Origin of the sequence: Bacillus jepli, assembly GCF_047238305.1 — a bacterium.
Taxonomy (GTDB): Bacteria; Bacillota; Bacilli; order Bacillales; family Bacillaceae_L; genus Ferdinandcohnia.
Genome location: NZ_JBDFMO010000001.1, coordinates 2,461,560 through 2,484,885 on the forward strand (window position 1 = coordinate 2,461,560; position 23,326 = coordinate 2,484,885).

A 23,326-nucleotide genomic window follows, 5' to 3' on the forward strand; every position below is an offset into this window, starting at 1 on the left:
AAAAAAGGGATAGCTATTTTTTTATATTCTAAAGTTGTCCCATTAACCATATACATGTAACAGGGTAATGGTATTGGTGAAATGGGGGGACTAGCTTGATTGAAATGCATTTTCAAGAAATAACAGATGCACAAAAAATGTATAAGGGCTTACTAAGTAAGGCGAAAGCTCTTTCTATAGATTACATAGAGGTTGTAAATGAAGAAGAAAAAGTGGTGGCGGTTTTCGCATCAGAAAAAACAAATTATGTTGTACAGGTCGTGATTATTCCGGTAATGACCGAATTTATAATCAAAAATAAAGAAGATCATTGGATTCTGGATTATATCGAAAACATATTTTACTTTACTGATTTTGAAGAGAAAAAACAAATTTTAGAGATTGCAAAAGCGTTAATGGATGGGAATAACCCTGATATCCCTGCTGTGCAGGATGTCGTTCCGCGTGAACAACTGATAGCTGAAGCACTTCACGAATTCCTGCAGGTTCCCATTTCTTTTTCCTTTGAATCGTTTTTAAAGTTTCGTATGCGCTCGTATAATGAAATATTATTACAAATTGTGGAGTCAGCAATTGACGAGTACAAACTGGAGCAAGAGTATCAAACGTTTATCCAAGGACTGCGAGAATTTCGAGAAAAGCGGGAACCAAAGCTTGAACAATTACATATTTTACATGATGAGCAATTTTATTTTTATACTGACACATTTACTGAGATTAAACGAAATGAGCTTTTCAAGTTTATCGATCGAAAATTAATTTTACATCAGCCGATGTATATTGATTCTGCGGTTTTGGCACCATTAGTATCAATTGCACCTAAATCAATATCAATTTATACCGATCAGATTGATAATGGAATGATCCAAACCATTCACAACATTTTTTTAGAGAATGTCACGATTTATACAAAGAAGTCCTTTGAAAATCAACGTCTGAAAGCAAAAAAAATATAAAATATGCAAAGTGCCCTTGATTTAACTTTTAAATAAGACTATAATACACACATATTACAAATGATACATTTATAATTAAAAGTTATGATGAGGACACGATGGTATAATTACGGTTTTTAGAGAGGGAAGCCAAGGCTGGAAGCTTCCTAACACGAATGATACTATTACCACCTCTAAACTTCAGTAGTGAACCTTTGTATACAAAGCTGTAATTACTGACGGGTTAACCGTTATTTATTTCTTGAGCCATTCGATTTTTTGAATGGAAACAAGGGTGGAACCACGATACAAATACTCGTCCCTTTTATTTGGGACGGGTATTTTTTATTTTCAAAAAGAATAAGGAGTTGAAAACTGATGTCAGATGTAGTAAAAATTACATTCCCAGACGGAGCAGTGAAGGAGTTTCCTAAAGGAACAACAACAGAAGAAATTGCAGGCTCAATCAGCCCAGGACTAAAGAAAAAATCAATTGCCGGTAAATTTAACGGCAAGGAAATTGATTTGCGAACTGAAATCCATGAAGATGGTGAAATAGCAATCATTACCCAAGATACTGATGCAGCGTTAGAAATCATGCGACACAGTACAGCTCACTTAATGGCGCAAGCGATTAAGCGTCTATACAAAGACGTTAAGCTTGGTGTAGGTCCAGTTATTGAAAATGGCTTCTACTATGATATCGATATGGAAAAGTCATTAACACCTGAGGATCTACCTGAAATTGAAAAAGAAATGAAAAAAATTATAAATGAAAATCTTGAAATTCACCGGATAGAGGTTTCACGAGATGAAGCGATTCGTCGCTACGAAGAGATTGGTGACGAGCTAAAGCTTGAGTTGATTCAAGATATTCCAGAAGGAGAACCTTTATCTATTTATGAGCAAGGTGAATTCTTTGACCTTTGTCGTGGTGTTCATGTTCCTTCAACAGGAAAAATTAAAGAATTTAAACTATTAAGCATTGCTGGTGCATACTGGCGCGGGGATAGCGACAACAAGATGCTTCAACGTATTTATGGGACTGCATTCTTCAAAAAAGCAGAGCTTGAAGAACATCTTCGTTTCCTTGAAGAGGCTAAAGAGCGTGACCATCGAAAATTAGGTAAGGAACTAAGCCTCTTTACAAACTCACAAAAAGTAGGGCAAGGCTTACCTTTATGGCTTCCAAAAGGTGCGACTATTCGTCGTGTGATCGAACGCTATATTGTGGATAAAGAAGTTAGACTAGGCTATGATCATGTGTATACACCTGTTCTTGCAAATGTCGATCTATATAAAACTTCAGGTCACTGGGATCATTATCAAGATGACATGTTCCCGGTAATGGAAATGGATAATGAAGAGCTTGTGCTTCGTCCAATGAACTGCCCGCATCACATGATGATCTACAAAAATGGCATTCACAGCTATCGTAAGCTTCCAATCCGCATTGCGGAATTAGGAACAATGCATCGTTATGAAATGAGTGGGGCATTATCTGGTCTGCAACGTGTTAGAGGAATGACTCTAAATGATGCGCATATCTTCGTCCGTCCAGACCAAATTCAAGAAGAGTTTAAGCGTGTTGTTAACCTTATTTTAGAAGTTTATAAAGACTTTGATATTAAAGACTACAGCTTCCGTCTTTCTTATCGCGATCCTGCTGATACTGAAAAATACTTCGATGATGATGCGATGTGGGAAAAAGCGCAAGCTATGTTAAAAGCTGCAATGGATGACCTAGGTCTTAATTATTTTGAGGCAGAAGGTGAAGCAGCATTCTATGGTCCAAAGCTTGATGTTCAAGTTCGTACAGCACTTGGAAAAGATGAAACACTTTCAACAGTTCAGCTTGACTTCTTATTACCGGAACGCTTTGATTTAACTTATATAGGTGAAGACGGAAAACAACATCGTCCAGTCGTCATCCACCGTGGCGTTGTATCTACAATGGAACGCTTTGTTGCTTATCTAATTGAAGAATACAAAGGCGCATTCCCAACTTGGTTAGCACCTGTTCAGGTTCAAGTCATACCAGTTTCTCCAGATGTTCATTTAGACTATGCGAAGAGTGTTCAAGAGAAGCTTCAAGCAGAAGGCTTACGTGTAGAAATAGATGACCGCGATGAAAAAATCGGCTATAAAATTCGTGAAGCCCAGATGCAAAAAGTTCCATTTATGCTCGTTGTAGGAGACAATGAGATGGGGGAAAATGCAGTAAACGTACGTAAATATGGCGAGCAAAAATCAGAGACTATGTCGTTTGATACATTCCTTGCTGCTATTCTACAAGAAGTTAAAAAATAAAAAAGTCTTGTCAAATATAAAAGTGCATGCTAGAATAAATTTCGTTGTGTTATTCTAGTCATGCACCGTTTGACAGAAACCATCTTACATGTTATACTTCTTTAGGTAATTGAATACTTGTTTGATAAAGTAGAAGCACCCGCTTCTCACCTGATTGACGCAAATTGCAGTTGGTAGGTCTTACGTTCATTAATCATTAATGTGTAAATGAATTGTAATAGTGTGGGTGTATATACATTCACACTTTTTTATTTGTCTCAAATCTGTAAAATGCGCAAGATTTCAAACGAGGCATTCAGTAAATGCGTAAGTGAAAATACCTTGGAGGTGGCTAATTATTAGCAAAGACATGATGGTAAACGAGGGCATTCGTGCCCGTGAGGTTCGTTTGATTGGTTCAAATGGTGATCAGCTAGGAATTAAATCCAAAAATGAAGCATTAGAGATTGCTGCTAGAGCAAATCTTGATCTTGTACTAGTTGCCCCAAATGCGAAACCCCCTGTATGTCGTATTATGGACTACGGTAAATTTCGATTTGAGCAACAGAAAAAGGATAAAGAAGCTCGCAAAAATCAAAAGGTTATTAACATCAAGGAAGTTAGACTTAGTCCGACAATTGATGAGCATGATTTTAATACAAAGCTTCGCAACGCAATCAAATTCCTTGAAAAAGGTGACAAAGTTAAAGCATCTATTCGCTTTAAAGGTCGTGCGATTACACATAAAGAAATCGGTCAACGTGTTTTAGATCGTTTTTCTAAAGCTTGTGCTGAAGTTGCTACTGTTGAATCACATCCAAAAATGGATGGAAGAAGCATGTTTTTAGTACTAGCACCTAAAACTGAAAAGTAATGAAACGAGGAGGAACTCCCTATGCCAAAAATGAAAACACACCGTGGATCTGCAAAACGTTTTAAGAAAACAGGATCTGGAAAGCTTAAACGTTCACATGCATATACAAGCCACTTATTTGGAAATAAATCTCAAAAGCAAAAGCGTAAGCTTCGCAAAGCTTCATTAGTGAGCAAAGGCGATTTCAAACGTATTCGCCATATGTTAGACAACATTAAATAATCGATGATTGATTGATATAGATTCTAGGAGGGAAACAAAATGCCAAGAGTAAAAGGCGGAACTGTTACACGCAAACGTCGTAAAAAGGTATTAAAATTAGCTAAAGGTTATTTCGGTTCAAAACACACTTTATATAAAGTTGCAAACCAACAAGTAATGAAATCATTAATGTATGCTTATCGTGATCGTCGTCAAAAGAAACGCGACTTCCGTAAGCTATGGATTACTCGTATCAATGCAGCTGCTCGTATGAATGGTCTTTCTTACAGCCGTTTAATGCACGGACTTAAAGTAGCTGGTATCGAAGTAAACCGTAAAATGCTTGCTGAACTAGCTGTTAGCGACGAAAAAGCATTCGCTGAATTAGCAACTGTTGCAAAAAGTAACTTAAAATAATTTAGTCTAGGTAAAAAGGTTACTCCCATTGTAAAATGAGAGTAACCTTTTTTGTTTGTCGATTTAGCTAACAGCTATAAAAACGAACTAATAGCCATAAAAACAAAATAACAGCTATAAAATTTTATTTTTGATTATAATAGGGGGAATCACAATGTACCAAATTCTAATAATCTATATAATCCTCAATATTTATGGTTTCCTACTCATGTACATCGACAAAAATAGAGCTAAAAACAACAAATGGCGCATCTCTGAAAAACATATTTGGATTGTCTCAATGGTAGGCGGCGCGCTTGGAACAACTTTTGGTATGAAGCAGTTTCGACATAAGACGAAGCATAAGCAATTTGTCATCCTTCTTCCTTTTCTTGCAATCCTTACAATTGCCATTTATGTTTATATTTTAGTTACCTTGTCATAACAACTTGTACGATTGTATATGCTTAAATAGCACTTTTCTTATAAATTTATCGGAAGAGGTGAGTTGTACATTTGGATGATACGATGACACTGCTGTTTGTTTTTATTCAATCCACTGGACTGCTTGCCCCCATTATTTTTATTGGTATACATCTTATCCGTCCTATCTTTTTCATACCAGTTCCTGTCGTATGTATCGTCGGGGGCATTTTATTCGGCTCTGTTTTTGGAACGCTCTATTCCATACTAGGATTAACCATGCTTAGCATTCTTTTTTATTTCTTATATCGGCAGGTCCCAAGATTGTCCAACAAAATTAATACACTCAAGCAAAAATGGTTAGGAGACAAAGTGAATTTTACTATTGGGCAAATTGCAATCTTACGTCTTATTCCTTTTATTAATTTTCACCTATTATCACTATGTATCATGGATGTTACAAGGCATTTTCGAAACTATGCCAAAGCCTCCTTCTATACAAATTTCCCAGTAGCCCTTCTCTATACCGTTTTCGGTCAATTTATCCGTGAATTCTCTACAACTGTAATTCTCGCGATACTCCTAGCACTTACTCTATTGTTCTATCTACTCCGAGAAAAACAGGTTATTATCAAATGGCATGAATTTTTTAATCCTAAGGCAGGTAGGTCATTTCAATGAAAAAACAGTCGTGGAGTTAACGCTCACGACTGTTTTCCTTTAGTAGTTCTTTTATTGGACTTTTCCAATCAATTTTCGCATGTGGATATACTTCATTAATTCTACGCTCGATGTATTGAAAATCCGTATAGGTTAATCCCTTCAAATTATCAGTTTTGGCCCATACAAAGATAGATACAACCTCAAATGATTTTTTGGTAGATCCTAAATATTTTTCCCCTTCAAATAAAACTCCCTTATACGTTAATAAAAAGTTTTTATGGACATTTGCTAGGTCATCAAGCCAGTAGAATTCCTCTTTTTCTTGAGCGAGCTCAAGCTTCCTCTTTGGATTTAGTACGTACTTGAAAATACGATATAATAAAAAGATGATTAGAAGTAAGATGACAAAACGAATAAGTATGACAAACATAAGAGGACTCCCTCCATTTTCAATCTGCCAACATATACGAATAACCTATACAAAAGGTTTCAAGTTATTTTAAATTTGTTATAATTTTTTTCTAGAGGAGGATTTTTGTATGACATATAACTTAAAAGTAATGCTGCTAAACGAGGATGCAAGGCTTCCATTACAAGCAAATCCAGGTGATGCAGGCTTAGATTTATTTTCGGCTGAAGAAAAAGTGATTAAACCAGGGGAAGCTGAATTAGTTAAAACGGGGATTAAAATGGAGCTGCCACCGGGAACAGAAGCACAAGTACGACCAAGGAGTGGACTAGCACTCAAACACTCAGTAACGGTTTTAAATAGTCCAGGGACCATTGATGAAGGCTATCGTGGAGAAGTTGCGGTCATCTTAATTAATCATGGAAAAGAAGATTTTGTAGTGGAAAAACAAATGAGGATAGCACAGATGGTGATTGCTGAAGTTGCTCAGGTTAACTTGCTACAGGTTGAGGATGTGGCTGCCTCTGAAAGAGGAGAAGGCGGATTTGGGTCGAGTGGGACCAAATAATAAGGAGCCAAAATTGCTCAATTACCACTATTTTCTGTATAATGAAATTGTCAAATTAACGAAAGTTAGGTGATTTACAAATGACAAAGCTTGATGAAACATTAACGATGCTAAAAGATCTTACCGACGCAAAAGGTATTCCTGGTAATGAACGAGAGCCTCGTGAAGTCATGAAAAAATACATAACTCCATATTCTGATGAACTTTCTTATGATGGACTAGGAAGTTTAATCGCAAAAAAAGAAGGCAACCCAACTGGTCCGAAAATCATGATTTCTGGGCATTTAGATGAAGTTGGCTTCATGGTGACACAAATTGATGAAAAAGGATTTTTACGTTTCCAAACTGTTGGTGGCTGGTGGTCACAGGTTATGCTTGCTCAACGGGTAACCGTTGTCACTAGTAAAGGAGATATTACGGGTGTAATAGGTTCTAAACCACCCCATATCTTAACTGCAGATGCACGTAAGAAGCCTGTTGAAATCAAAGATATGTTCATTGATATTGGTGCGGCAAATAGAGAGCAAGCTCTAGAATTTGGAGTGAAACCTGGTGACCAGGTTGTTCCATATTTTGAATTCACTGTGATGAATAATGAAAAAATGCTACTTGCAAAAGCATGGGATAACCGAATTGGCTGTGCGATTGCTATCGATGTCCTAAAATATTTGAAAAATGAAGAACATCCAAACGTTGTGTATGGAGTCGGTTCGGTTCAAGAGGAAGTAGGTCTTCGTGGTGCCAAAACAGCAGCATCAATGATCAAGCCTGATCTTGCAATTGCCGTTGATGTGGGTATTGCAGGTGATACACCTGGAATTTCGGAAAAAGAAGCAATGAGCAAAATGGGGGAAGGTCCTCAAATTATTCTATATGATGCTTCCATGGTTTCTCATAAAGGCTTACGTGATTTTGTTGTTGGAGTTGCGGATGAACTTAGCATCCCATATCAGTTTGATGCGATTGCTGGTGGTGGAACAGACGCTGGATCAATCCACATTTCCCTAGAAGGTGTTCCAGCTTTAGCGATTACAATCGCAACACGCTATATCCATTCACATGCCGGTATTCTTCATCGTGATGATTATGAAAATGCAGTGAAGCTTATTGCAGAAGTGATTAAACGTCTCGACGAAGAAACAGTTAACAAAATTAAATTTGATTGATAATAAAAAGCCGATGATTAGGATGTCATCGGCTTTTCTCATTATTGCTTTAATCCTTGCTCTAAAGTTGACAGCATTTCTTGTTTTTCCTCTTGGCTTGCATTTTCCCAAATGACTTCAAATAATACTCCTAATCCTGGAAGCATTTTTTCTTCGCCACTTTGAATGGCATCTACAATCGTATCTTCTAATTCCGCTTGAGAATTTCCAGAGACATTGTGCTTAACAGCATGTCTTAAGTTCAAGTTCATTTACAAGCACACCTTTCATATGTAACTTTTCTTTTGTATCTTTTACACGTTCCGCCTTTTTTATGTATTTACCATAGGATATAATGGAAAAAGAATTAGCTAAAAGGAGCAAAAAATACGTTGAAACGAATTGAATCAAATAAAAATCCTCAAATTAAGCAATGGAAAAAACTACATACAAAAAAAGAACGTGATAAGACTGCTACTTTTATGATTGAAGGCTTTCATTTAGTCGAAGAGGCGTTAAAAAGTGACGCTATCATAAGAGAATTAATCATTAGTGAAACGGTAGACATCCCCACAAGCTGGAATGTGGATAATCTATCCATCACGATTGTAACAGAAAAGATTATGCAGGAAATAAGTGATACAGATACTTCACAAGGGGTGGCTGCCATTTGCGAACAGTATTCGGTAAAAGAGGGTGGGCAGTTTACCAGATTGTTATTAGTAGATGCTGTACAGGATCCTGGTAATCTAGGCACGATGATTCGAACTGCAGATGCAGCAGGTATGGATGCTGTGATCATTGGTGAAGGAAGCGTTGATGTCTATAATTCAAAGGTAATTCGTTCCACACAGGGCTCGATTTTTCATATACCTATTGTGAAAGAAAATTTACATGAAACGATTGATGGGCTTAAACAAAATGGTATTAAAGTCTATGGAACATCTTTAAAGAACGCGGTTGACTATAAACAAGCTCCTGTCGAAAATTCCTTTGCATTAATCGTCGGAAATGAAGGGAATGGAGTACAAGCAGAATTACTAGAGAAAACAGATCAAAATCTCTATATTCCAATCTACGGAAAAAGCGAGTCTTTAAATGTTGCAGTAGCAGCGGGGATTTTACTTTATCATTTGAGGTAAACAGGGGGGAGTAAAATTATCGACTTTTTTGGGAGGTCTGTTGTAGGCGAACCGTTCCATTGGTTATCTTTTTCACATGTCGTGATGGTGGGCTTGCTTTTAGTCTCGGGTGTTCTTTTATTTCTTTTTAGAACCAGACTTACAAAAGGAAAATCAGTCATTCGTTATACATTGGCACTATTTTTATTAATTAGTGAACTGTCCCTTTATGTTTGGTATTTATTTACGGGAGTATGGGACCCAATTGATTCCTTACCTTTTCAGCTTTGCTCAATTTCGCTTTTTTTGAGTATTATCATGTTACTGACTAAGAGCCATCTGTTATTTGAAGTAACCTATTTCTTAGGCATAGGTGGTGCCCTACAAGCTATGCTTACACCGGAGCTCGCCTATGACTTTCCACATTATCGTTATTTTCACTTTTTCTTAGCTCATATCGCGATTATTCTAGCAAGCCTGTACATGCTTTGGTATGAGAATAGTAGACCCACTTTCAAATCTGTTTGGAAGGCATTTACTGCTTTGAATGTCATTGCATTCATCGTCTTTTTCATCAACAAAGCAACTGGTGGAAACTATATGTTTCTCGCGAGAAAACCAATAAACCCAAGCTTAATCGACTTTCTTGGTCCGTACCCTTGGTATATCTTATCCTTGGAAATTGTCGCATTGATCATGTTTTTTATTCTCTATCTCCCATTTATACGAAAAAAGAATTAAATTGGGTTTGATTTGCACCTCGAAGATACGTATAATATAATTTATATGCTTTACATATAGCTAAAAACAATGATCGAGACTAGTAACTTTCCACTCACTATTCAGGGAGAAAATGCCGTGACTGCAAGCATTTTTATAGAAGAAGAAAGTGAATTCACCTCTTGAGTTGGCACTTGGACCGTCTGACCAAAGACGTAAAGGTGTACCGGCAATAGCCGTTATCGAAACGAAGTGAGCAATTACTTTTTTGTAATTGTTAACAAGGGTGGTACCGCGAATCTAAACCTCGTCCCTTTTTGGGGATTGAGGTTTTTTATTTTGTCTTAATGTCTAGCTCCAGGCGCCATCGGCTCGAGGTCACAAGCCAATCACTTCGGAAGGCAAAAAGCGCCTTCTGTCAGTGCTCGTCTTGTGCTTGTCGCCGATGAACCGGCGCCTTGTGCTTTTCTAAGAAAAAGGAGGAATTATTAATGCAAGAAAGATTACTTGAGCTGAAAGAAGAAGCTCTTGCAAAAGTAGAGGCTGCAACGAATCTTATAGAATTAAATGATATTCGTGTCGCTTATTTAGGGAAAAAAGGGCCGATCACGGAAGTACTAAGAGGAATGGGCAAGCTTTCTGCAGAAGAGCGCCCAAAAATGGGAGCACTTGTCAATGAAGTCAGAGAGCAAATCACTGAAAAACTAACTGCAAAACAAGAGTTACTTGAAAAAGAAGAAGTCGAAAGAAAACTAGCTTCTGAAACAATCGATGTTACATTACCAGGGAGACCGATTAAAGTAGGAGGGCCTCACCCACTTACTAAGGTTATTGAAGAAATTGAAGATTTATTCCTAGGGATGGGTTATTCCATTGCGGAAGGACCTGAAGTTGAAAAGGATTATTACAATTTTGAAGCGTTAAATTTACCGAAGGATCACCCGGCAAGGGATATGCAGGATTCATTCTATATCACCGAGGATATTCTCCTTCGTACCCAAACATCTCCTGTTCAAGCGAGAACAATGGAAAAGCATGAAGGAAAAGGACCTGTAAAAATCATCTGTCCAGGTAAAGTATACCGCCGTGATAATGATGATGCGACCCACTCACATCAATTTACCCAAATCGAAGGATTGGTTGTTGATGAAAACATTCGTATGAGTGACCTTAAAGGTACATTAAATACGTTTGCGAAAAAGATGTTTGGTGAGGACCGTGAAATTCGTCTACGCCCAAGCTTTTTCCCGTTTACTGAGCCTTCAGTAGAGATGGATATCTCTTGCTTTAAGTGTGGCGGAGATGGATGTAATGTATGTAAGAAGACAGGGTGGATTGAAATTTTAGGTGCCGGTATGGTACATCCTAATGTCCTTGAGATGTCTGGCTTTGATTCAAAGAAATATACAGGATTTGCGTTCGGAATGGGCCCAGAGCGTATTGCAATGTTGAAATATGGTATTGATGATATTCGTCATTTATACACAAATGATAATCGTTTCATCAAACAATTTAATCGGGCTTAAGGAGGGAGAATAGGAATGTTTGTTTCATATAAATGGTTGCATGAATACGTTGATTTATCAAGAGTAACGGCAGAAGAATTAGCAGAAAAAATTACGAGAAGTGGAATTGAAGTAGAAGGTGTCGATCATTTAGGAGAAGGTATTAGTGGGATTGTCGTTGGTCATGTATTAGAGTGTGAGCAGCACCCAAATGCTGACAAATTAAATAAATGTCTTGTTGATGTAGGTGAAGGGGAGCCTGTTCAAATTATTTGTGGAGCACCGAACGTTGCAAAAGGCCAAAAGGTTGTAGTCGCTAAGGTAGGAGCTGTCTTACCTGGCAATTTTAAAATCAAAAAGGCGAAGCTTCGTGGGGAAGAATCAAATGGAATGATTTGCTCTCTTCAAGAACTTGGTTTTGAATCAAAGCTTGTATTGAAGGAATATGCTGAAGGAATTTTTGTTTTCCCACATGATGTAGAGCCAGGAACAGACGCAATTGCTGCGTTAAATCTTGATGATAAGGTTCTTGAGCTTGGATTAACACCTAATCGTGCTGATGCTATGAGTATGATGGGGGTTGCATATGAGGTTGCGGCTATTTTAGGAACAGACGTAAAACTACCACAACCAAAGGTATCAACTTCAGGGGAAAAAGCGGAGGATTACATTTCGATTTCTGTAGAAGCGAAGGAAGATAATCCATTATATGTAGCACGTGTAGTGAAGAATGTAAAAATTGGTCCATCGCCTTTATGGCTTCAAACACGTTTGATGGCAGAAGGAATCCGCCCACATAATAATGTTGTCGACATTACAAATTACATTTTATTAGAATATGGTCAACCACTACATGCGTTTGATTATGATCGACTAGGTTCTAAAGAAATTCTTGTTAGACGTGCAAACAATGGAGAAAAGATTACAACACTAGATGATACAGAGCGTACATTAACGGATGAACACCTAGTGATTACAAATGGAACAGTTCCAGTTGCCCTTGCAGGTGTAATGGGTGGAGCGAATTCTGAAGTGAAAAGTGACACAACAACCGTTTTAATCGAGTCTGCTTATTTTACAGGAAGCACAATTCGTAAGTCATCTAAAGACCACGGTTTACGTAGCGAGGCTAGTGCGCGCTTTGAGAAAGGGATTGATCCAAACCGTACTCGTGAAGCAGCAGACCGTGCAGCTGAATTAATGGCGGAGTTCGCTGGTGGTGAAGTTCTTGACGGTGTTGTGGCTGTTGATACTCTTGATATTCAGCCAGTAAATGTATCTGTATCACTTGATAGAATCAACAAAGTGTTAGGTACTGCAATTTCAAAAGAAAAAGTAGAAGCCATTTTTACGAATCTAAAATTCTCATTTACTGTGGATAATGATACATTCCATGTAACCGTACCTACTCGTAGACCTGACATTACTATTGAAGAGGATCTAATTGAAGAAGTAGCGCGACTATATGGATATGATGAATTACCAACAACTCTTCCCGTTGGAGAATCAAAACCTGGTAGATTAACGGATTATCAAGCAAAGCGTCGTTTAGTTAGAAGATATTTAGAAGGTGTTGGATTATATCAAAGTATCACATATTCACTTACAAGTGCTGAAAAAGTAAACAAATATGCACTTGAACAAACTGAGCCAATTCGTTTGGCTATGCCTATGAGTGAAGAACGTAGTCTTTTAAGATTAAGCCTTCTTCCACATTTATTAGAAGTTGTTTCACATGATCTAGCTCGTCAAATTGATAGTGTATCAACTTACGAAACAGGATCAGTATTTATTCCTAGACCAGACCAAGAACTACCGGAAGAAAAGGAACACTTAGCAATTGCCCTAACAGGTTCATGGTTATCACCAACATGGCAAGGTGAGAAAAAAACGGTAGATTTCTATGTAGTAAAAGGAATTTTAGAAGGGCTATTCGAAAAGCTTGGTCTTGAAAATAGAACTTCATTCCTACAAGCTAGAGTGGAAGGGATGCATCCTGGACGAACAGCTGCTGTGTTATTAGATAACAAAGAAATTGGGTTTGTTGGCCAAGTTCATCCGAATGTTCAAAAAGACTTAGATTTAACGCCAACGTATGTGGTTGAATTATCATTAAAGGATGTTCTAGAAGCGGATGTTGAAGAAATCCTTTATCAACCAATTCCACGATTCCCGTCTATGACTCGTGATATAGCACTTGTTGTAGATCAATCAGTTGCTGCTGGTGACATGAAGCAGGTTATTATTGAAGCGGGTGGTAAGCTACTTCGCGATGTTACAATCTTTGACCTTTATGAGGGAGAGCGTATGGAACCTGGTAAAAAATCAGTTGCTTATTCAATCAAGTATTTTGATCCAGAACGTACATTAACTGAAGAAGAAGTAACAAAAGCACATGAAAAAGTACTAAAAGCTGTTGCTGAAAAATTCAATGCAACATTGCGTTCATAATAAAAAATGGAGGGGTCACATTGGACCCACTCCATTTTTTTATGTCTAGCTCCAGGCACTGTCGTTGATAGGCAGACGTGCTTAGCGCTTTTCTTATATCCTAGCTATTTTCTTTGCTTTTTCTGTATTTGCAAAATGAAGCTTTGTGAAGCTACGAAGTGCTCCTATTCCATGCTTTTTGATCAGTTTAGCAGCAACTACATCAACTTGGGTTCCAGCCCCCTTTTTTAATTCAAGACCAGCCTTCTCACTTAGCTTATCAAATTCCTTAACGAAAGAATACCTTGCTATGATGGAAGCAGCGGCAACAGATAAATGAACCCCTTCTGCCTTTGTACTGAAATACACATTGTCTTTTATAATCTCCTTTTGACCGGCCAAATGCTTGAAATACACATCAGGAACAGCAAATTGGTCGATTAAAATACCGTCTGGTGTAGCGGGTGCAATTTTTTTTAGGACATGCCCAATTGCTTGGTTATGTAGCAATGCCTTCATTTTACCTTGAGTCATGCCTCTTGCTTGAAGTTCATTGTATTTTTCATTATGTAAAATTAAAAGGCTATATGGGATTGCATGAATAATCGATTCAGCAATTTCACAAATTTGTTTGTCATTTAAATCCTTAGAATCTTTTACCCCAAGTTCCTTTAGCAAAGCAAACTTATCATTCGAAACATATGCGGCAACAACAGTCATTGGACCAAAAAAGTCACCTGTTCCAACCTCATCAGAGCCGACCATTGAAAGTGTTCCGATATTGGGTGGTAAGCCACTATTTTTCGCAACAGATTTCTTATTAGTAGTCGATTTAGTAGAAGTTTCTGAACTTCCCCATTTATCCGCTTCAGCCGCAGCGCCATTTCCTTGAAATAATACTTTCCCAGATTTATATGCTGTAATGGTACAGCTTGGTAGTTTAGCAACAAAAACCCCACCCTGTGGGACCTTAGCCTGTAATTGACTTCTATAATGTAATTTCATTTTTTCAATCGTACCGGGGGTACACTTTAGGACAGTATTAGACAAAATTAACTTTCCCCTTACATATTTAGATATGATTCTTTATAATCTATCATAACGTTTGTTGAGATTTCTTTCCATAAATATCGTGTTCATGGTATTATTATCTGTAGGATTGACTAGAATGGAGGCCAACTACTTGTCACAGACACAAAAAACAAAAACAACTGTAGATATATATGGACAGCAATATTCGATTATCGGGTCTGAGAGCACAAGCCATATACGCCTTGTGGCCTCAATTGTCGATGATAAAATGAGAGAAATTAGCAGTAAAAATCCCTCTCTTGATATTAATAAACTGGCGGTTTTAACAGCCGTAAATATAGTCCATGAGCATTTAAAGCTTAAAGAAGAATATGAAGAACTTGAAAAACAATTAGAACAAGCAAAAAATGAAAAGGATTGACGTGAAATGTTCGATATAGTCTTAATAATCATCCTTTTAATGGGATTTATAATTGGGTTAAGAAGAGGATTTATCCTCCAAATCGTTCATCTGACCGGGTTTATTGTTGCATTTATTGTTGCATACCTTTATTATGATGAACTTATGCCAAAATTAGTATTATGGATTCCATATCCAACATTCGGTGATGCCGATACCATGAAATTTTTATTTGAAAGTACAAATTTAGAAACAGCTTATTATCGTGCCATTGCCTTTGCCATTATCTTCTTTGCCACAAAGTTTCTATGGCAAATCATTGGATCAATGCTTGACTTCCTTGCAAATCTACCACTTTTAAAACAAATCAACGGGTGGGCTGGAGGTCTATTAGGTTTTGTTGAAGTCTATTTAATTGTCTTTATCGTACTTTATATTGGAGCACTCCTCCCGGTTGAAATCGTTCAGTCTAATCTTAATGATTCATTTATGGCTAAAATGATTGTCCAACATACCCCATTCTTTACAGGTAAAATTAAGGACATGTGGATCTAACTTCTCTCTAACAGAGAAGTTTTTTTTGTGAAAAACAGTTTTTAACCCACAAAAAGTGACTTTTTCACAAAAAATCTGTATCATTTTGGATAGTTGAACGTAAGGAATATAGGTAGGTGGTAACCATGACAATCAATAAAAAAGATGTAATCCGTCTTTTAGAAACAATTGCGATTTATATGGAATTAAAAGGGGACAACCCATTTAAAATATCTGCTTTTCGAAAAGCAGCAGGAGCCCTTGAAAATGACGATCGAAGCTTAACGACGATTGAGGATTTCACATCATTACCTGGAATTGGCAAAGGAACAGCGGCGGTGATTACAGAATACATCGATACAGAAGAATCAACAGTGTTAAATGAATTAAAAGAAAAGGTACCTGAAGGACTGATCCCCTTACTTAACCTGCCAGGACTTGGTGGCAAAAAAATAGCCAAGCTCTATCAGGAACTAGGCATAGAAGATATGGAAATGTTAAAACAAGCATGCCAAAATGAAAAAATTCAAAATCTAGCAGGCTTCGGAAAGAAAACTGAAGAAAAAATACTTGCTGCTATTGAGGAATATGGCAAACGACCAGATCGCCTGCCGATTGCTTTAATGCTAACACTAACTGAAGAAATTGAGGAACAGCTTAGTAAGATGGATGGAATCTTCACCTTTTCTCGTGCAGGCAGCCTTCGTCGAATGAGAGAAACAATCAAAGACCTTGATTTTATAATTGCAACGAATGAACCTGAAAAAGTGCGAGAACAGCTTTTACAGCTAAACGGCATTAATGGAATTATCGCAAGTGGAGATACAAAGGTTTCCGTCCAAATTTCATATAGCTATGATATTTCGGTTGATTTTCGTCTTGTGAAACCACATGAATTTGCAACCACCCTTCACCATTTTACGGGTAGCAAAGACCATAATGTAAGAATGAGGCAATTAGCAAAAGAACGTGGTGAAAAAATTAGTGAGTATGGCGTTGAAAACAGTGAGACAGGTGAAATAAAAACCTTTGAAACGGAAGAAGAATTCTACCAATATTTTGGACTTACCTTTATCCCTCCTGAACTTAGAGAGGATGGCTCTGAGGTAGATGCATTCCAAGAGAAAGTGGAACATATTCAGCTCGAAGATATAAAAGGTGATCTCCATATGCATACATCTTGGAGTGATGGTGCCTACACAATCGAAGAAATGGTAGAGGCTAGCAGGAATAAAGGCTATCGTTATATGGCGATTACAGACCATTCCCAATACTTACGCGTGGCAAATGGGCTAACACCTGAACGATTACTAGAACAACATAAAGAAATTAAAAGATTAAATGAAAAATATGAAGATTTTACAATATTTACAGGTGTTGAAATGGATATCCTACCTGATGGCAGTCTTGATTATAACGACGACATTATTAGGGATGTTGATGTCGTGATTGCATCAATCCATTCAAGCTTTTCTCAACCAAGAGAGAAAATCATGCATCGCTTAAAAACGGCTCTTGAAAATCTACATGTAGATATTATCGCCCACCCTACTGGAAGGATAATCGGGCGTAGAAAAGGGTATGACGTAGATGTCGATATGTTAATTGAGTTAGCAAAAGAAACAAATACAGCGTTAGAACTAAATGCGAATCTAAATCGATTAGACCTTTCTTCAGAATATATTAAAAAGGCACAGGAGAAGGGTGTAAAACTAGTTATTAACACGGATGCACATAATATGGACATGCTTGAGGATATGGGATATGGCGTTTCCGCTGCAATAAAAGGGTGGATTAAAAAGGAGAATGTCATTAATACATGGGATAAGGATGAGCTAATTGCTTATCTAAAACGAAATTTATAGGATTATAACGGTCCTTGATGTTGAAGCAGTTGGTGCAGGAAGGGAGTTACAGCATGCAACCACGAGTTTTAAAGGTATTAGAATTTGATAAAGTAAAGGAGCAGCTCAAACAGCATGTCTCATCCTCATTAGGAAGAGAAAAGGTAGATAAAATGATCCCGTCCACAAATGTAGACGAGGTTATTTTTCTACAAGAACAAACAGATGAAGCTGCAAAAGTACTGCGTTTAAAAGGAAATGTTCCGCTCGGAGGATTAACGGATGTTAGAGCCTCCATAAAGCGTGCTAGCATCGGAGGAGCTCTAAATACAATGGAGCTATTAGATATTGCAGGTACAATTTATGCCGGACGTCAAATGAAGAAATTTATAGAGGGCATGATTGAGGATGATATAGGTTTACCTATATTAGGGGAACTTGTTACAAACATTACGCCCTTATTCGAGCTTGAGCAAAAAATAAAAAACAGTATTGATGATAATGGAGTGGTCATGGATGGCGCGAGTGACAAATTACGAGGAATTCGCGTGCAGCTCCGTAGTAGTGAAGCAAGAATTAGGGAAAAGCTTGAACATATTATTCGTTCATCATCCGCTCAAAAAACACTTTCGGATGCCATTATTACGATACGTAATGACCGATATGTCATTCCAGTTAAACAAGAATACCGTGGGACATATGGCGGAATCGTTCATGACCAATCCTCTTCAGGTGCTACATTATTTATTGAACCGCAATCAGTGGTGGAGCTTAATAATGTACTGCAAGAAGCGAGGGTGAGAGAAAAACAAGAAATTGATCGTATTTTACTCGAGTTGTCAAACGAAGTAGCAGGTGAAGCTGAATCACTTTATCAGAATGTCGAGACACTTGGTGAACTGGATTTTATGTTCACAAAAGCGAGCTACAGTAAAAAAGTAAAAGGCTCGAAACCAAAAATTAATGGCAATGGTTATGTCCTAATAAAAAAGGGCCGCCATCCGTTAATTGACCCACAAATAGTCGTTCCTAATGATATTGAGCTTGGTAAAGATTTTACTTCAATCGTTATAACGGGTCCAAATACAGGTGGTAAAACCGTGACATTAAAAACGATCGGTTTATTAACGATTATGGCACAATCAGGTTTACAAATTCCTGCACAGGAAGAGTCAGAGATTGCTGTATTTGAATCGGTGTATGCTGACATCGGGGACGAACAATCCATTGAACAAAGCTTAAGTACGTTTTCATCTCATATGGTAAATATTGTAGATATTTTAAAGCGAGTTGATGAAAATAGTTTAGTGCTTTTTGATGAATTGGGAGCTGGAACCGATCCACAGGAAGGAGCTGCACTTGCAATCTCCATTCTTGATGAAGTCTATAATCGTGGTGCGAGGGTGATTGCTACAACTCATTATCCAGAGCTCAAAGCATATGGATATAATCGAGAAGGAGTTATTAATGCAAGTGTCGAATTTGATATAGAAACATTGAGCCCGACTTATAAGCTATTAATTGGAGTACCAGGACGAAGTAATGCATTTGAAATTTCAAAACGTCTTGGACTTTCAGATCTGATAATTCATGCTGCAAAAAGTCATATTAGCTCTGAAACGAACACAGTTGAAAATATGATCGCATCTTTGGAAAAAAGTAAAAAAGATGCTGAGCAAGAGCTTGATGACGCAGAAGAAATCCGCAAACAAGCTGAAAAACTTCATAAACAGCTACAACAGCAAATCATCGAATTTAATGAACAGCGTGATAAACTATATGAAAAAGCCGAACAAAAAGCAGCTGAAACAATCGAAAATGCAAAAGCTGAAGCAGAAGGCGTTATTCGCGATTTACGTAAAATGAAGCTTGAACAACAATCGCTTGTCAAAGAACATCAATTGATTGATGCAAAAAAGCGCTTGGAAAATGCCGTTCCAAAGCTTACAGAAAAAACAAGTAAACAATCTGTTGCAACGAAAACGAAGAGAAAGCTTGTTCCAGGTGACGAAGTGAAGGTGATCAGCCTAAATCAAAAGGGTCATCTAATTGAAAAAGCAGGAAATAATGAATGGCAAGTACAAATTGGGATTTTAAAAATGAAAGTAAAGGAAAAAGACCTTGAATATGTGAGTAGCCCGAAACCAGTGGAAACAAAACCTCTTGCAACAGTAAGAGGTAAAGATTATCATGTGAGTCTGGAGCTTGACTTACGTGGTGAACGCTATGAAAATGCACTAGCAAGAGTGGAAAAATACATTGATGATGCTTTATTAGCGGGATATCCTCGTGTTTCCATTATCCATGGAAAAGGAACGGGTGCCCTAAGGCAGGGAGTTCAAGAATACCTGAAAAATCACCGCTCTGTAAAATCAACAAGATTTGGGGAAGCAGGAGAAGGTGGAACAGGCGTCACTGTTGTAGAACTTAAATAAACATGAATGAAGTGCAATCTCTAATAGGGAGAGAAGAAGATGGAGCAATTTTGGGATAATGAGTATGTGTTAACAGCTGCTAACTACAGTGTGGTTATACTGTGTATGGTTCTGTTTATGGCCATATTTGAATTAGTCACCAAGTATAAAAATTGGGAAGAAATCCAAAAGGGTAACCTGTCAGTCGCAATGGCAACCGGAGGGAAAATCTTCGGAATCGCAAATATCTTTCGCTACTCTATCCAAAATCATGACTCACTATTCGTCATGATAAGTTGGGGCGTATTTGGATTCTTCCTCCTATTAATTGGCTATTTTATTTTTGAATTTCTAACTCCAAAGTTCAACATCGATGTTGAAATACAACAAGATAATCGCGCAGTAGGGCTCATATCCCTAATAATATCAGTGGGACTTTCATATGTAATCGGCGCTGGGATCGGAAATGGTGGTTTTTAAATATGGAAAAGCTAGCTAAAATTTTGTTAGTAGTTAGTGGAATCTTTGTGGTGATTGGAATTTTATATTTGGTTTTATAACGTTAGGGGCTGATTGGAATAACCATCAGCCCTATATTTTTGTCGTAAAATCGTAGTAAACAGCACCAACAATTCATGAATGTAATTGTCACGGAATATTCATTATACTATAATGAGTATAAATGGTTTGAAAATTCAAATTGGTCATTGAATACGTCATCGTATTCTCGATAAAAAGTGAATAAGGGAGGTTTTTAGATGGAGTTAGAAAGGCCATGGTTAGCAAATTATCCGGAGGAAATTCCACATACGCTTGAATATGAGAGCATTCCGATTCAAACGTATTTGAAACGAACAGCTAATGAATATCCTCAAAAAGTGGCAGTTCATTTTCAAGGAAAAGAATTAACTTTTTCGCAGGTGTATGAAGAGTCTTTGAAGCTAGCAAACTATTTGGTGGAGCAGGGGATTAAAAAAGGAGACCGAATTGCCATCATGTTGCCAAACTGTCCCCAAGGTGTAATTGCCTATTACGGTGTATTATTTTCAGGTGCTATTGTTGTCCAGACGAACCCTTTGTACACGGAAAGAGAACTTGAGTATCATCTAAAGGATTCAGGTTCAAAAGCAATCATTACATTGGATATCCTTTTTCCACGCGTCTCAAAAGTGAAAGCGCTAACACAAATTAAGCACATCATTGTGACCGAGATTAAGGATTATCTACCTTTCCCAAAAAATTTAGTTTATCCTTTTATTCAAAAGAAGCAATATGGTATTGTAGTTAAAGTTGAACATGAGGGTACAAACCACTTGTTAAGGGAAATTATCAAGAATTCCAAGGCAAAAGAAATCGATATTGAAATTGATCCAGTTGAAGACCTAGCATTGTTACAGTATACAGGAGGAACTACTGGTTTTCCAAAGGGAGTAATGTTAACTCATCGTAATTTAGTTGCAAATACAATCATGTGTTCAAAATGGATGTATAAATGTAAAAAAGGTGAAGAATCTGTATTAGCAATTCTTCCATTTTTCCATGTGTACGGTATGACCACAGTGTTAAATCTCTCGATTATGATGGCTTCAAAAATGATTCTTATGCCAAAATTTGATGTAGGAGACACATTAAAAACAATTCATAAGATGAGGCCAACTTTATTTCCAGGTGCACCAACAATGTACATTGGGTTATTGAATCACCCTGACCTTAGTAAGTATGATTTATCTTCTATTGATTCCTGTATTAGTGGTTCGGCAGCATTACCACTTGAAGTTCAAGAACAATTTGAAAAAGTGACTGGTGGAAAGCTTGTCGAAGGCTATGGATTATCGGAAGCCTCCCCTGTAACACATGCGAATTTACTTTGGGGCAACCGTGTAAATGGTAGTATTGGATTACCATGGCCAGACACAGATGCAGTTGTGCTTTCAATGGAAACAGGTGAGCCTGTCGGATTTGGAGAAATCGGCGAAATTGCGGTAAAAGGTCCTCAGGTTATGAAAGGATATTGGAATAAACCAGAGGAGACGGCAGCCACATTTCGTGATGGTTGGTTATTAACAGGGGATTTGGGATATATGGATGAGGATGGATTTTTCTATGTGGTTGATCGCAAAAAGGATATGATTATTGCGGGTGGATTTAATATTTACCCAAGAGAAGTAGAGGAAGTTCTTTTTGAATATGAAAAGATCCAAGAGGCTGTTGTTGCTGGAATTCCTGATCCATACCGAGGTGAAACAGTAAAGGCATATGTTGTTTTAAAAGAAGGTCAGCAATGCACAGAAGAAGAGCTTGATAAACATTGCCGTAAGCATTTAGCTGCCTATAAAGTTCCAAGAGTGTATGAATTCAGGAAAGACTTACCTAAAACAATGGTAGGTAAAGTATTGCGAAGAGTATTAGTGGAAGAAGAAAAGGAAAAACGAACAAAAGTTAATTAAGAATTAGGATCAATCAGCTCTAAAGACAACTATGTATGAACATAAGCTAACGAGCCATGATGTGAGCCTATGGCTCTCCTTTCTTTTAGAATGAAAAGAACCAATAAAAATCGTGTCAAATATAATAAACTATTCTTGACAGTTGTTGGTTTACGTTTTATCATAGAAATATGAATGACTATTCATTCATTTTTCTGAAAGGAAGTAAGGTCTTGAAAAAAACAACAAAACCAAAATACAAGCAAATCATAGATGCAGCAGTAGTTGTCATTGCAGAAAATGGTTATCATCAATCTCAGGTCTCAAGAATCGCGAAACAAGCAGGCGTGGCGGACGGGACGATTTATCTCTATTTTAAAAATAAAGAGGACATTCTCGTGTCGTTATTCCATGAAAAAATGGGAGAGTTTATTGAAAAAATTGAAGCTGAGATAGCAGGAAAAACGAGTGCGGCGGAGAAGTTATTAACATTGGTTGAAAAACATTTTGAACTTTTATCTGCTGATCATCATCTTGCAATCGTTACACAGCTGGAATTAAGACAATCAAATAAGGAATTACGACACCGAATTAATGAAGTCCTAAAAGGATATTTAAAAACAATCGAAACCATTATCCAATTTGGAATAGAAAACGGTGAGTTTAATCCAAATCTTGATGTCCGGTTAGCACGACAAATGATTTTTGGCTCGATTGATGAAACAGCAACCACATGGGTCATGAACGAACAAAAATATGATTTGTCTACTTTAGCAAAAGATGTTCATGCCTTATTAGTAAATGGTTGTGGAAAGACACACCAGTAAAGTAAGTGTTCAAAAGGAGGTTGAAAAGGACCGCGTCGACAAGAGCGCCACGTCCTGTGGCATTGTCGACACTGGCACATCCTGTGCGTCGAAAGTTCGAGGCGGTGTAGCTTTGAGTACCGCAACGTATGCAGTTAATACGTGAGGAACGGAGAAGCAAGCCAACGAAG

At 37.5% G+C, this 23,326-nt stretch carries 23 protein-coding genes and 3 other annotated features; of the genes, 20 read left to right on the plus strand and 3 right to left on the minus strand.

All coding sequences use genetic code 11. The features are described 5' to 3' along the window. The first annotated feature begins 104 nt into the window (after positions 1-104). From ytxC to ABC371_RS12645, 7 genes are all read left to right on the plus strand, one after another. Entirely contained in the window at positions 105-956 is an 852-nt protein-coding gene (gene ytxC / locus ABC371_RS12615; protein ID WP_412899343.1) for a putative sporulation protein YtxC, read from the plus strand. Positions 957-1,031: 75 nt separating this feature from the next. Then, positions 1,032-1,262, plus strand: a binding site (T-box leader). A 51-nt stretch (positions 1,263-1,313) separates the two neighbouring features. Beyond that, the gene (gene thrS, locus ABC371_RS12620; RefSeq protein ID WP_412897113.1) at positions 1,314-3,245 is read left to right on the plus strand and encodes a threonine--tRNA ligase; all 1,932 of its coding nucleotides are present in this window, start codon (positions 1,314-1,316) and stop codon (positions 3,243-3,245) included. Positions 3,246-3,366: 121 nt separating this feature from the next. Next, positions 3,367-3,501 (plus strand) — a sequence feature (ribosomal protein L20 leader region). A 78-nt stretch (positions 3,502-3,579) separates the two neighbouring features. Continuing rightward, positions 3,580-4,098 carry a translation initiation factor IF-3 gene (infC, locus tag ABC371_RS12625; protein WP_412899344.1) on the plus strand — a complete coding sequence of 173 codons (519 nt, stop codon included), beginning with the start codon at positions 3,580-3,582 and terminating at the stop codon, positions 4,096-4,098. A gap of 21 nt (positions 4,099-4,119) precedes the next feature. Beyond that, the gene (rpmI, locus tag ABC371_RS12630; RefSeq protein ID WP_116351718.1) at positions 4,120-4,320 is read left to right on the plus strand and encodes a 50S ribosomal protein L35; all 201 of its coding nucleotides are present in this window, start codon (positions 4,120-4,122) and stop codon (positions 4,318-4,320) included. Positions 4,321-4,359: 39 nt separating this feature from the next. Continuing rightward, on the plus strand, positions 4,360-4,716 hold the full coding sequence (gene rplT / locus ABC371_RS12635) for a 50S ribosomal protein L20 (protein WP_078413995.1): 357 nt from the start codon (positions 4,360-4,362) through the stop codon (positions 4,714-4,716). A 154-nt stretch (positions 4,717-4,870) separates the two neighbouring features. Then, positions 4,871-5,140, plus strand: a complete 270-nt coding sequence (locus tag ABC371_RS12640; protein WP_412897114.1) for a DUF1294 domain-containing protein — start codon at positions 4,871-4,873, stop codon at positions 5,138-5,140. A gap of 71 nt (positions 5,141-5,211) precedes the next feature. Next, positions 5,212-5,799: a TVP38/TMEM64 family protein gene (locus ABC371_RS12645; protein WP_412897115.1), complete on the plus strand. Its 588-nt coding sequence runs from the start codon at positions 5,212-5,214 to the stop codon at positions 5,797-5,799. 16 nt (positions 5,800-5,815) lie between these two features. Here the strand turns inward: ABC371_RS12645 and ABC371_RS12650 are convergent, their stop codons facing one another. Continuing rightward, positions 5,816-6,211 (minus strand): sigma-w pathway protein ysdB, encoded by a 396-nt coding sequence (locus ABC371_RS12650; RefSeq protein WP_412897116.1) that lies wholly within the window; start codon positions 6,209-6,211, stop codon positions 5,816-5,818. A 109-nt stretch (positions 6,212-6,320) separates the two neighbouring features. Here ABC371_RS12650 and dut point away from each other — a divergent pair, with 109 nt between their 5' ends. Together dut and ABC371_RS12660 are read left to right on the plus strand one after the other, a co-directional pair. Beyond that, positions 6,321-6,758 carry a dUTP diphosphatase gene (dut, locus tag ABC371_RS12655; protein WP_412897117.1) on the plus strand — a complete coding sequence of 146 codons (438 nt, stop codon included), beginning with the start codon at positions 6,321-6,323 and terminating at the stop codon, positions 6,756-6,758. 80 nt (positions 6,759-6,838) lie between these two features. Further along, positions 6,839-7,924, plus strand: a complete 1,086-nt coding sequence (locus tag ABC371_RS12660) for a M42 family metallopeptidase (protein ID WP_412897118.1) — start codon at positions 6,839-6,841, stop codon at positions 7,922-7,924. Between the two features lie 41 nt (positions 7,925-7,965). On the opposite strand, the gene sspI is transcribed toward ABC371_RS12660, so the two are convergent. Next, positions 7,966-8,175, minus strand: a complete 210-nt coding sequence (gene sspI / locus ABC371_RS12665; protein ID WP_136378062.1) for a small acid-soluble spore protein SspI — start codon at positions 8,173-8,175, stop codon at positions 7,966-7,968. Between the two features lie 120 nt (positions 8,176-8,295). Here sspI and ABC371_RS12670 point away from each other — a divergent pair, with 120 nt between their 5' ends. From ABC371_RS12670 to pheT, 4 genes are all read left to right on the plus strand, one after another. Further along, complete coding sequence (locus tag ABC371_RS12670) at positions 8,296-9,045, plus strand: TrmH family RNA methyltransferase (protein WP_412897119.1); 750 nt, start codon at positions 8,296-8,298, stop codon at positions 9,043-9,045. Positions 9,046-9,063: 18 nt separating this feature from the next. Continuing rightward, complete coding sequence (locus tag ABC371_RS12675) at positions 9,064-9,765, plus strand: YwaF family protein (RefSeq protein WP_412899345.1); 702 nt, start codon at positions 9,064-9,066, stop codon at positions 9,763-9,765. A 60-nt stretch (positions 9,766-9,825) separates the two neighbouring features. Further along, positions 9,826-10,062 (plus strand) — a binding site (T-box leader). Positions 10,063-10,235: 173 nt separating this feature from the next. Then, entirely contained in the window at positions 10,236-11,270 is a 1,035-nt protein-coding gene (gene pheS / locus ABC371_RS12680; protein WP_412897120.1) for a phenylalanine--tRNA ligase subunit alpha, read from the plus strand. Between the two features lie 15 nt (positions 11,271-11,285). Beyond that, positions 11,286-13,700: a phenylalanine--tRNA ligase subunit beta gene (pheT, locus tag ABC371_RS12685; protein ID WP_412897121.1), complete on the plus strand. Its 2,415-nt coding sequence runs from the start codon at positions 11,286-11,288 to the stop codon at positions 13,698-13,700. A gap of 93 nt (positions 13,701-13,793) precedes the next feature. On the opposite strand, the gene rnhC is transcribed toward pheT, so the two are convergent. After that, positions 13,794-14,729, minus strand: coding sequence for a ribonuclease HIII (rnhC, locus tag ABC371_RS12690; RefSeq protein ID WP_412897122.1), 936 nt, complete (start codon positions 14,727-14,729; stop codon positions 13,794-13,796). 133 nt (positions 14,730-14,862) lie between these two features. Here rnhC and zapA point away from each other — a divergent pair, with 133 nt between their 5' ends. From zapA to fadR, 7 genes are all read left to right on the plus strand, one after another. Further along, a complete protein-coding gene (zapA, locus tag ABC371_RS12695; RefSeq protein WP_136378054.1) occupies positions 14,863-15,132 on the plus strand; it encodes a cell division protein ZapA in 270 nt (89 codons plus the stop codon). 6 nt (positions 15,133-15,138) lie between these two features. After that, the gene (locus ABC371_RS12700) at positions 15,139-15,666 is read left to right on the plus strand and encodes a CvpA family protein (RefSeq protein WP_412897123.1); all 528 of its coding nucleotides are present in this window, start codon (positions 15,139-15,141) and stop codon (positions 15,664-15,666) included. Between the two features lie 125 nt (positions 15,667-15,791). Continuing rightward, positions 15,792-17,510 (plus strand): DNA polymerase/3'-5' exonuclease PolX, encoded by a 1,719-nt coding sequence (gene polX / locus ABC371_RS12705; RefSeq protein ID WP_412897124.1) that lies wholly within the window; start codon positions 15,792-15,794, stop codon positions 17,508-17,510. Positions 17,511-17,563: 53 nt separating this feature from the next. Continuing rightward, positions 17,564-19,924, plus strand: a complete 2,361-nt coding sequence (locus tag ABC371_RS12710) for an endonuclease MutS2 (RefSeq protein WP_412897125.1) — start codon at positions 17,564-17,566, stop codon at positions 19,922-19,924. A gap of 39 nt (positions 19,925-19,963) precedes the next feature. Continuing rightward, entirely contained in the window at positions 19,964-20,383 is a 420-nt protein-coding gene (locus ABC371_RS12715; RefSeq protein ID WP_412897126.1) for a DUF350 domain-containing protein, read from the plus strand. Positions 20,384-20,661: 278 nt separating this feature from the next. Then, the gene (locus ABC371_RS12720) at positions 20,662-22,350 is read left to right on the plus strand and encodes an AMP-binding protein (RefSeq protein WP_412897127.1); all 1,689 of its coding nucleotides are present in this window, start codon (positions 20,662-20,664) and stop codon (positions 22,348-22,350) included. A 212-nt stretch (positions 22,351-22,562) separates the two neighbouring features. Beyond that, positions 22,563-23,156 carry a fatty acid metabolism transcriptional regulator FadR gene (gene fadR, locus ABC371_RS12725; RefSeq protein WP_459562741.1) on the plus strand — a complete coding sequence of 198 codons (594 nt, stop codon included), beginning with the start codon at positions 22,563-22,565 and terminating at the stop codon, positions 23,154-23,156. The last annotated feature ends 170 nt before the right edge of the window (positions 23,157-23,326 follow it).

What these genes read in the sequence shown, in the direction of transcription:
- pheS (WP_412897120.1), top strand. Translation starts at nt 10,236, where the DNA reads ATGCAAGAAAGATTACTTGAGCTGAAAGAAGAAGCTCTTGCAAAAGTA.
- ABC371_RS12720 (WP_412897127.1), top strand. Translation starts at nt 20,662, where the DNA reads ATGGAGTTAGAAAGGCCATGGTTAGCAAATTATCCGGAGGAAATTCCA.
- polX (WP_412897124.1), top strand. Translation starts at nt 15,792, where the DNA reads ATGACAATCAATAAAAAAGATGTAATCCGTCTTTTAGAAACAATTGCG.
- dut (WP_412897117.1), top strand. Translation starts at nt 6,321, where the DNA reads ATGACATATAACTTAAAAGTAATGCTGCTAAACGAGGATGCAAGGCTT.
- sspI (WP_136378062.1), bottom strand. Translation starts at nt 8,175, where the DNA reads ATGAACTTGAACTTAAGACATGCTGTTAAGCACAATGTCTCTGGAAAT.
- rplT (WP_078413995.1), top strand. Translation starts at nt 4,360, where the DNA reads ATGCCAAGAGTAAAAGGCGGAACTGTTACACGCAAACGTCGTAAAAAG.
- ABC371_RS12710 (WP_412897125.1), top strand. Translation starts at nt 17,564, where the DNA reads ATGCAACCACGAGTTTTAAAGGTATTAGAATTTGATAAAGTAAAGGAG.
- ABC371_RS12660 (WP_412897118.1), top strand. Translation starts at nt 6,839, where the DNA reads ATGACAAAGCTTGATGAAACATTAACGATGCTAAAAGATCTTACCGAC.
- ABC371_RS12715 (WP_412897126.1), top strand. Translation starts at nt 19,964, where the DNA reads ATGGAGCAATTTTGGGATAATGAGTATGTGTTAACAGCTGCTAACTAC.
- pheT (WP_412897121.1), top strand. Translation starts at nt 11,286, where the DNA reads ATGTTTGTTTCATATAAATGGTTGCATGAATACGTTGATTTATCAAGA.
- ABC371_RS12700 (WP_412897123.1), top strand. Translation starts at nt 15,139, where the DNA reads ATGTTCGATATAGTCTTAATAATCATCCTTTTAATGGGATTTATAATT.
- ABC371_RS12640 (WP_412897114.1), top strand. Translation starts at nt 4,871, where the DNA reads ATGTACCAAATTCTAATAATCTATATAATCCTCAATATTTATGGTTTC.
- ABC371_RS12650 (WP_412897116.1), bottom strand. Translation starts at nt 6,211, where the DNA reads ATGTTTGTCATACTTATTCGTTTTGTCATCTTACTTCTAATCATCTTT.
- ytxC (WP_412899343.1), top strand. Translation starts at nt 105, where the DNA reads ATGCATTTTCAAGAAATAACAGATGCACAAAAAATGTATAAGGGCTTA.
- rpmI (WP_116351718.1), top strand. Translation starts at nt 4,120, where the DNA reads ATGCCAAAAATGAAAACACACCGTGGATCTGCAAAACGTTTTAAGAAA.
- thrS (WP_412897113.1), top strand. Translation starts at nt 1,314, where the DNA reads ATGTCAGATGTAGTAAAAATTACATTCCCAGACGGAGCAGTGAAGGAG.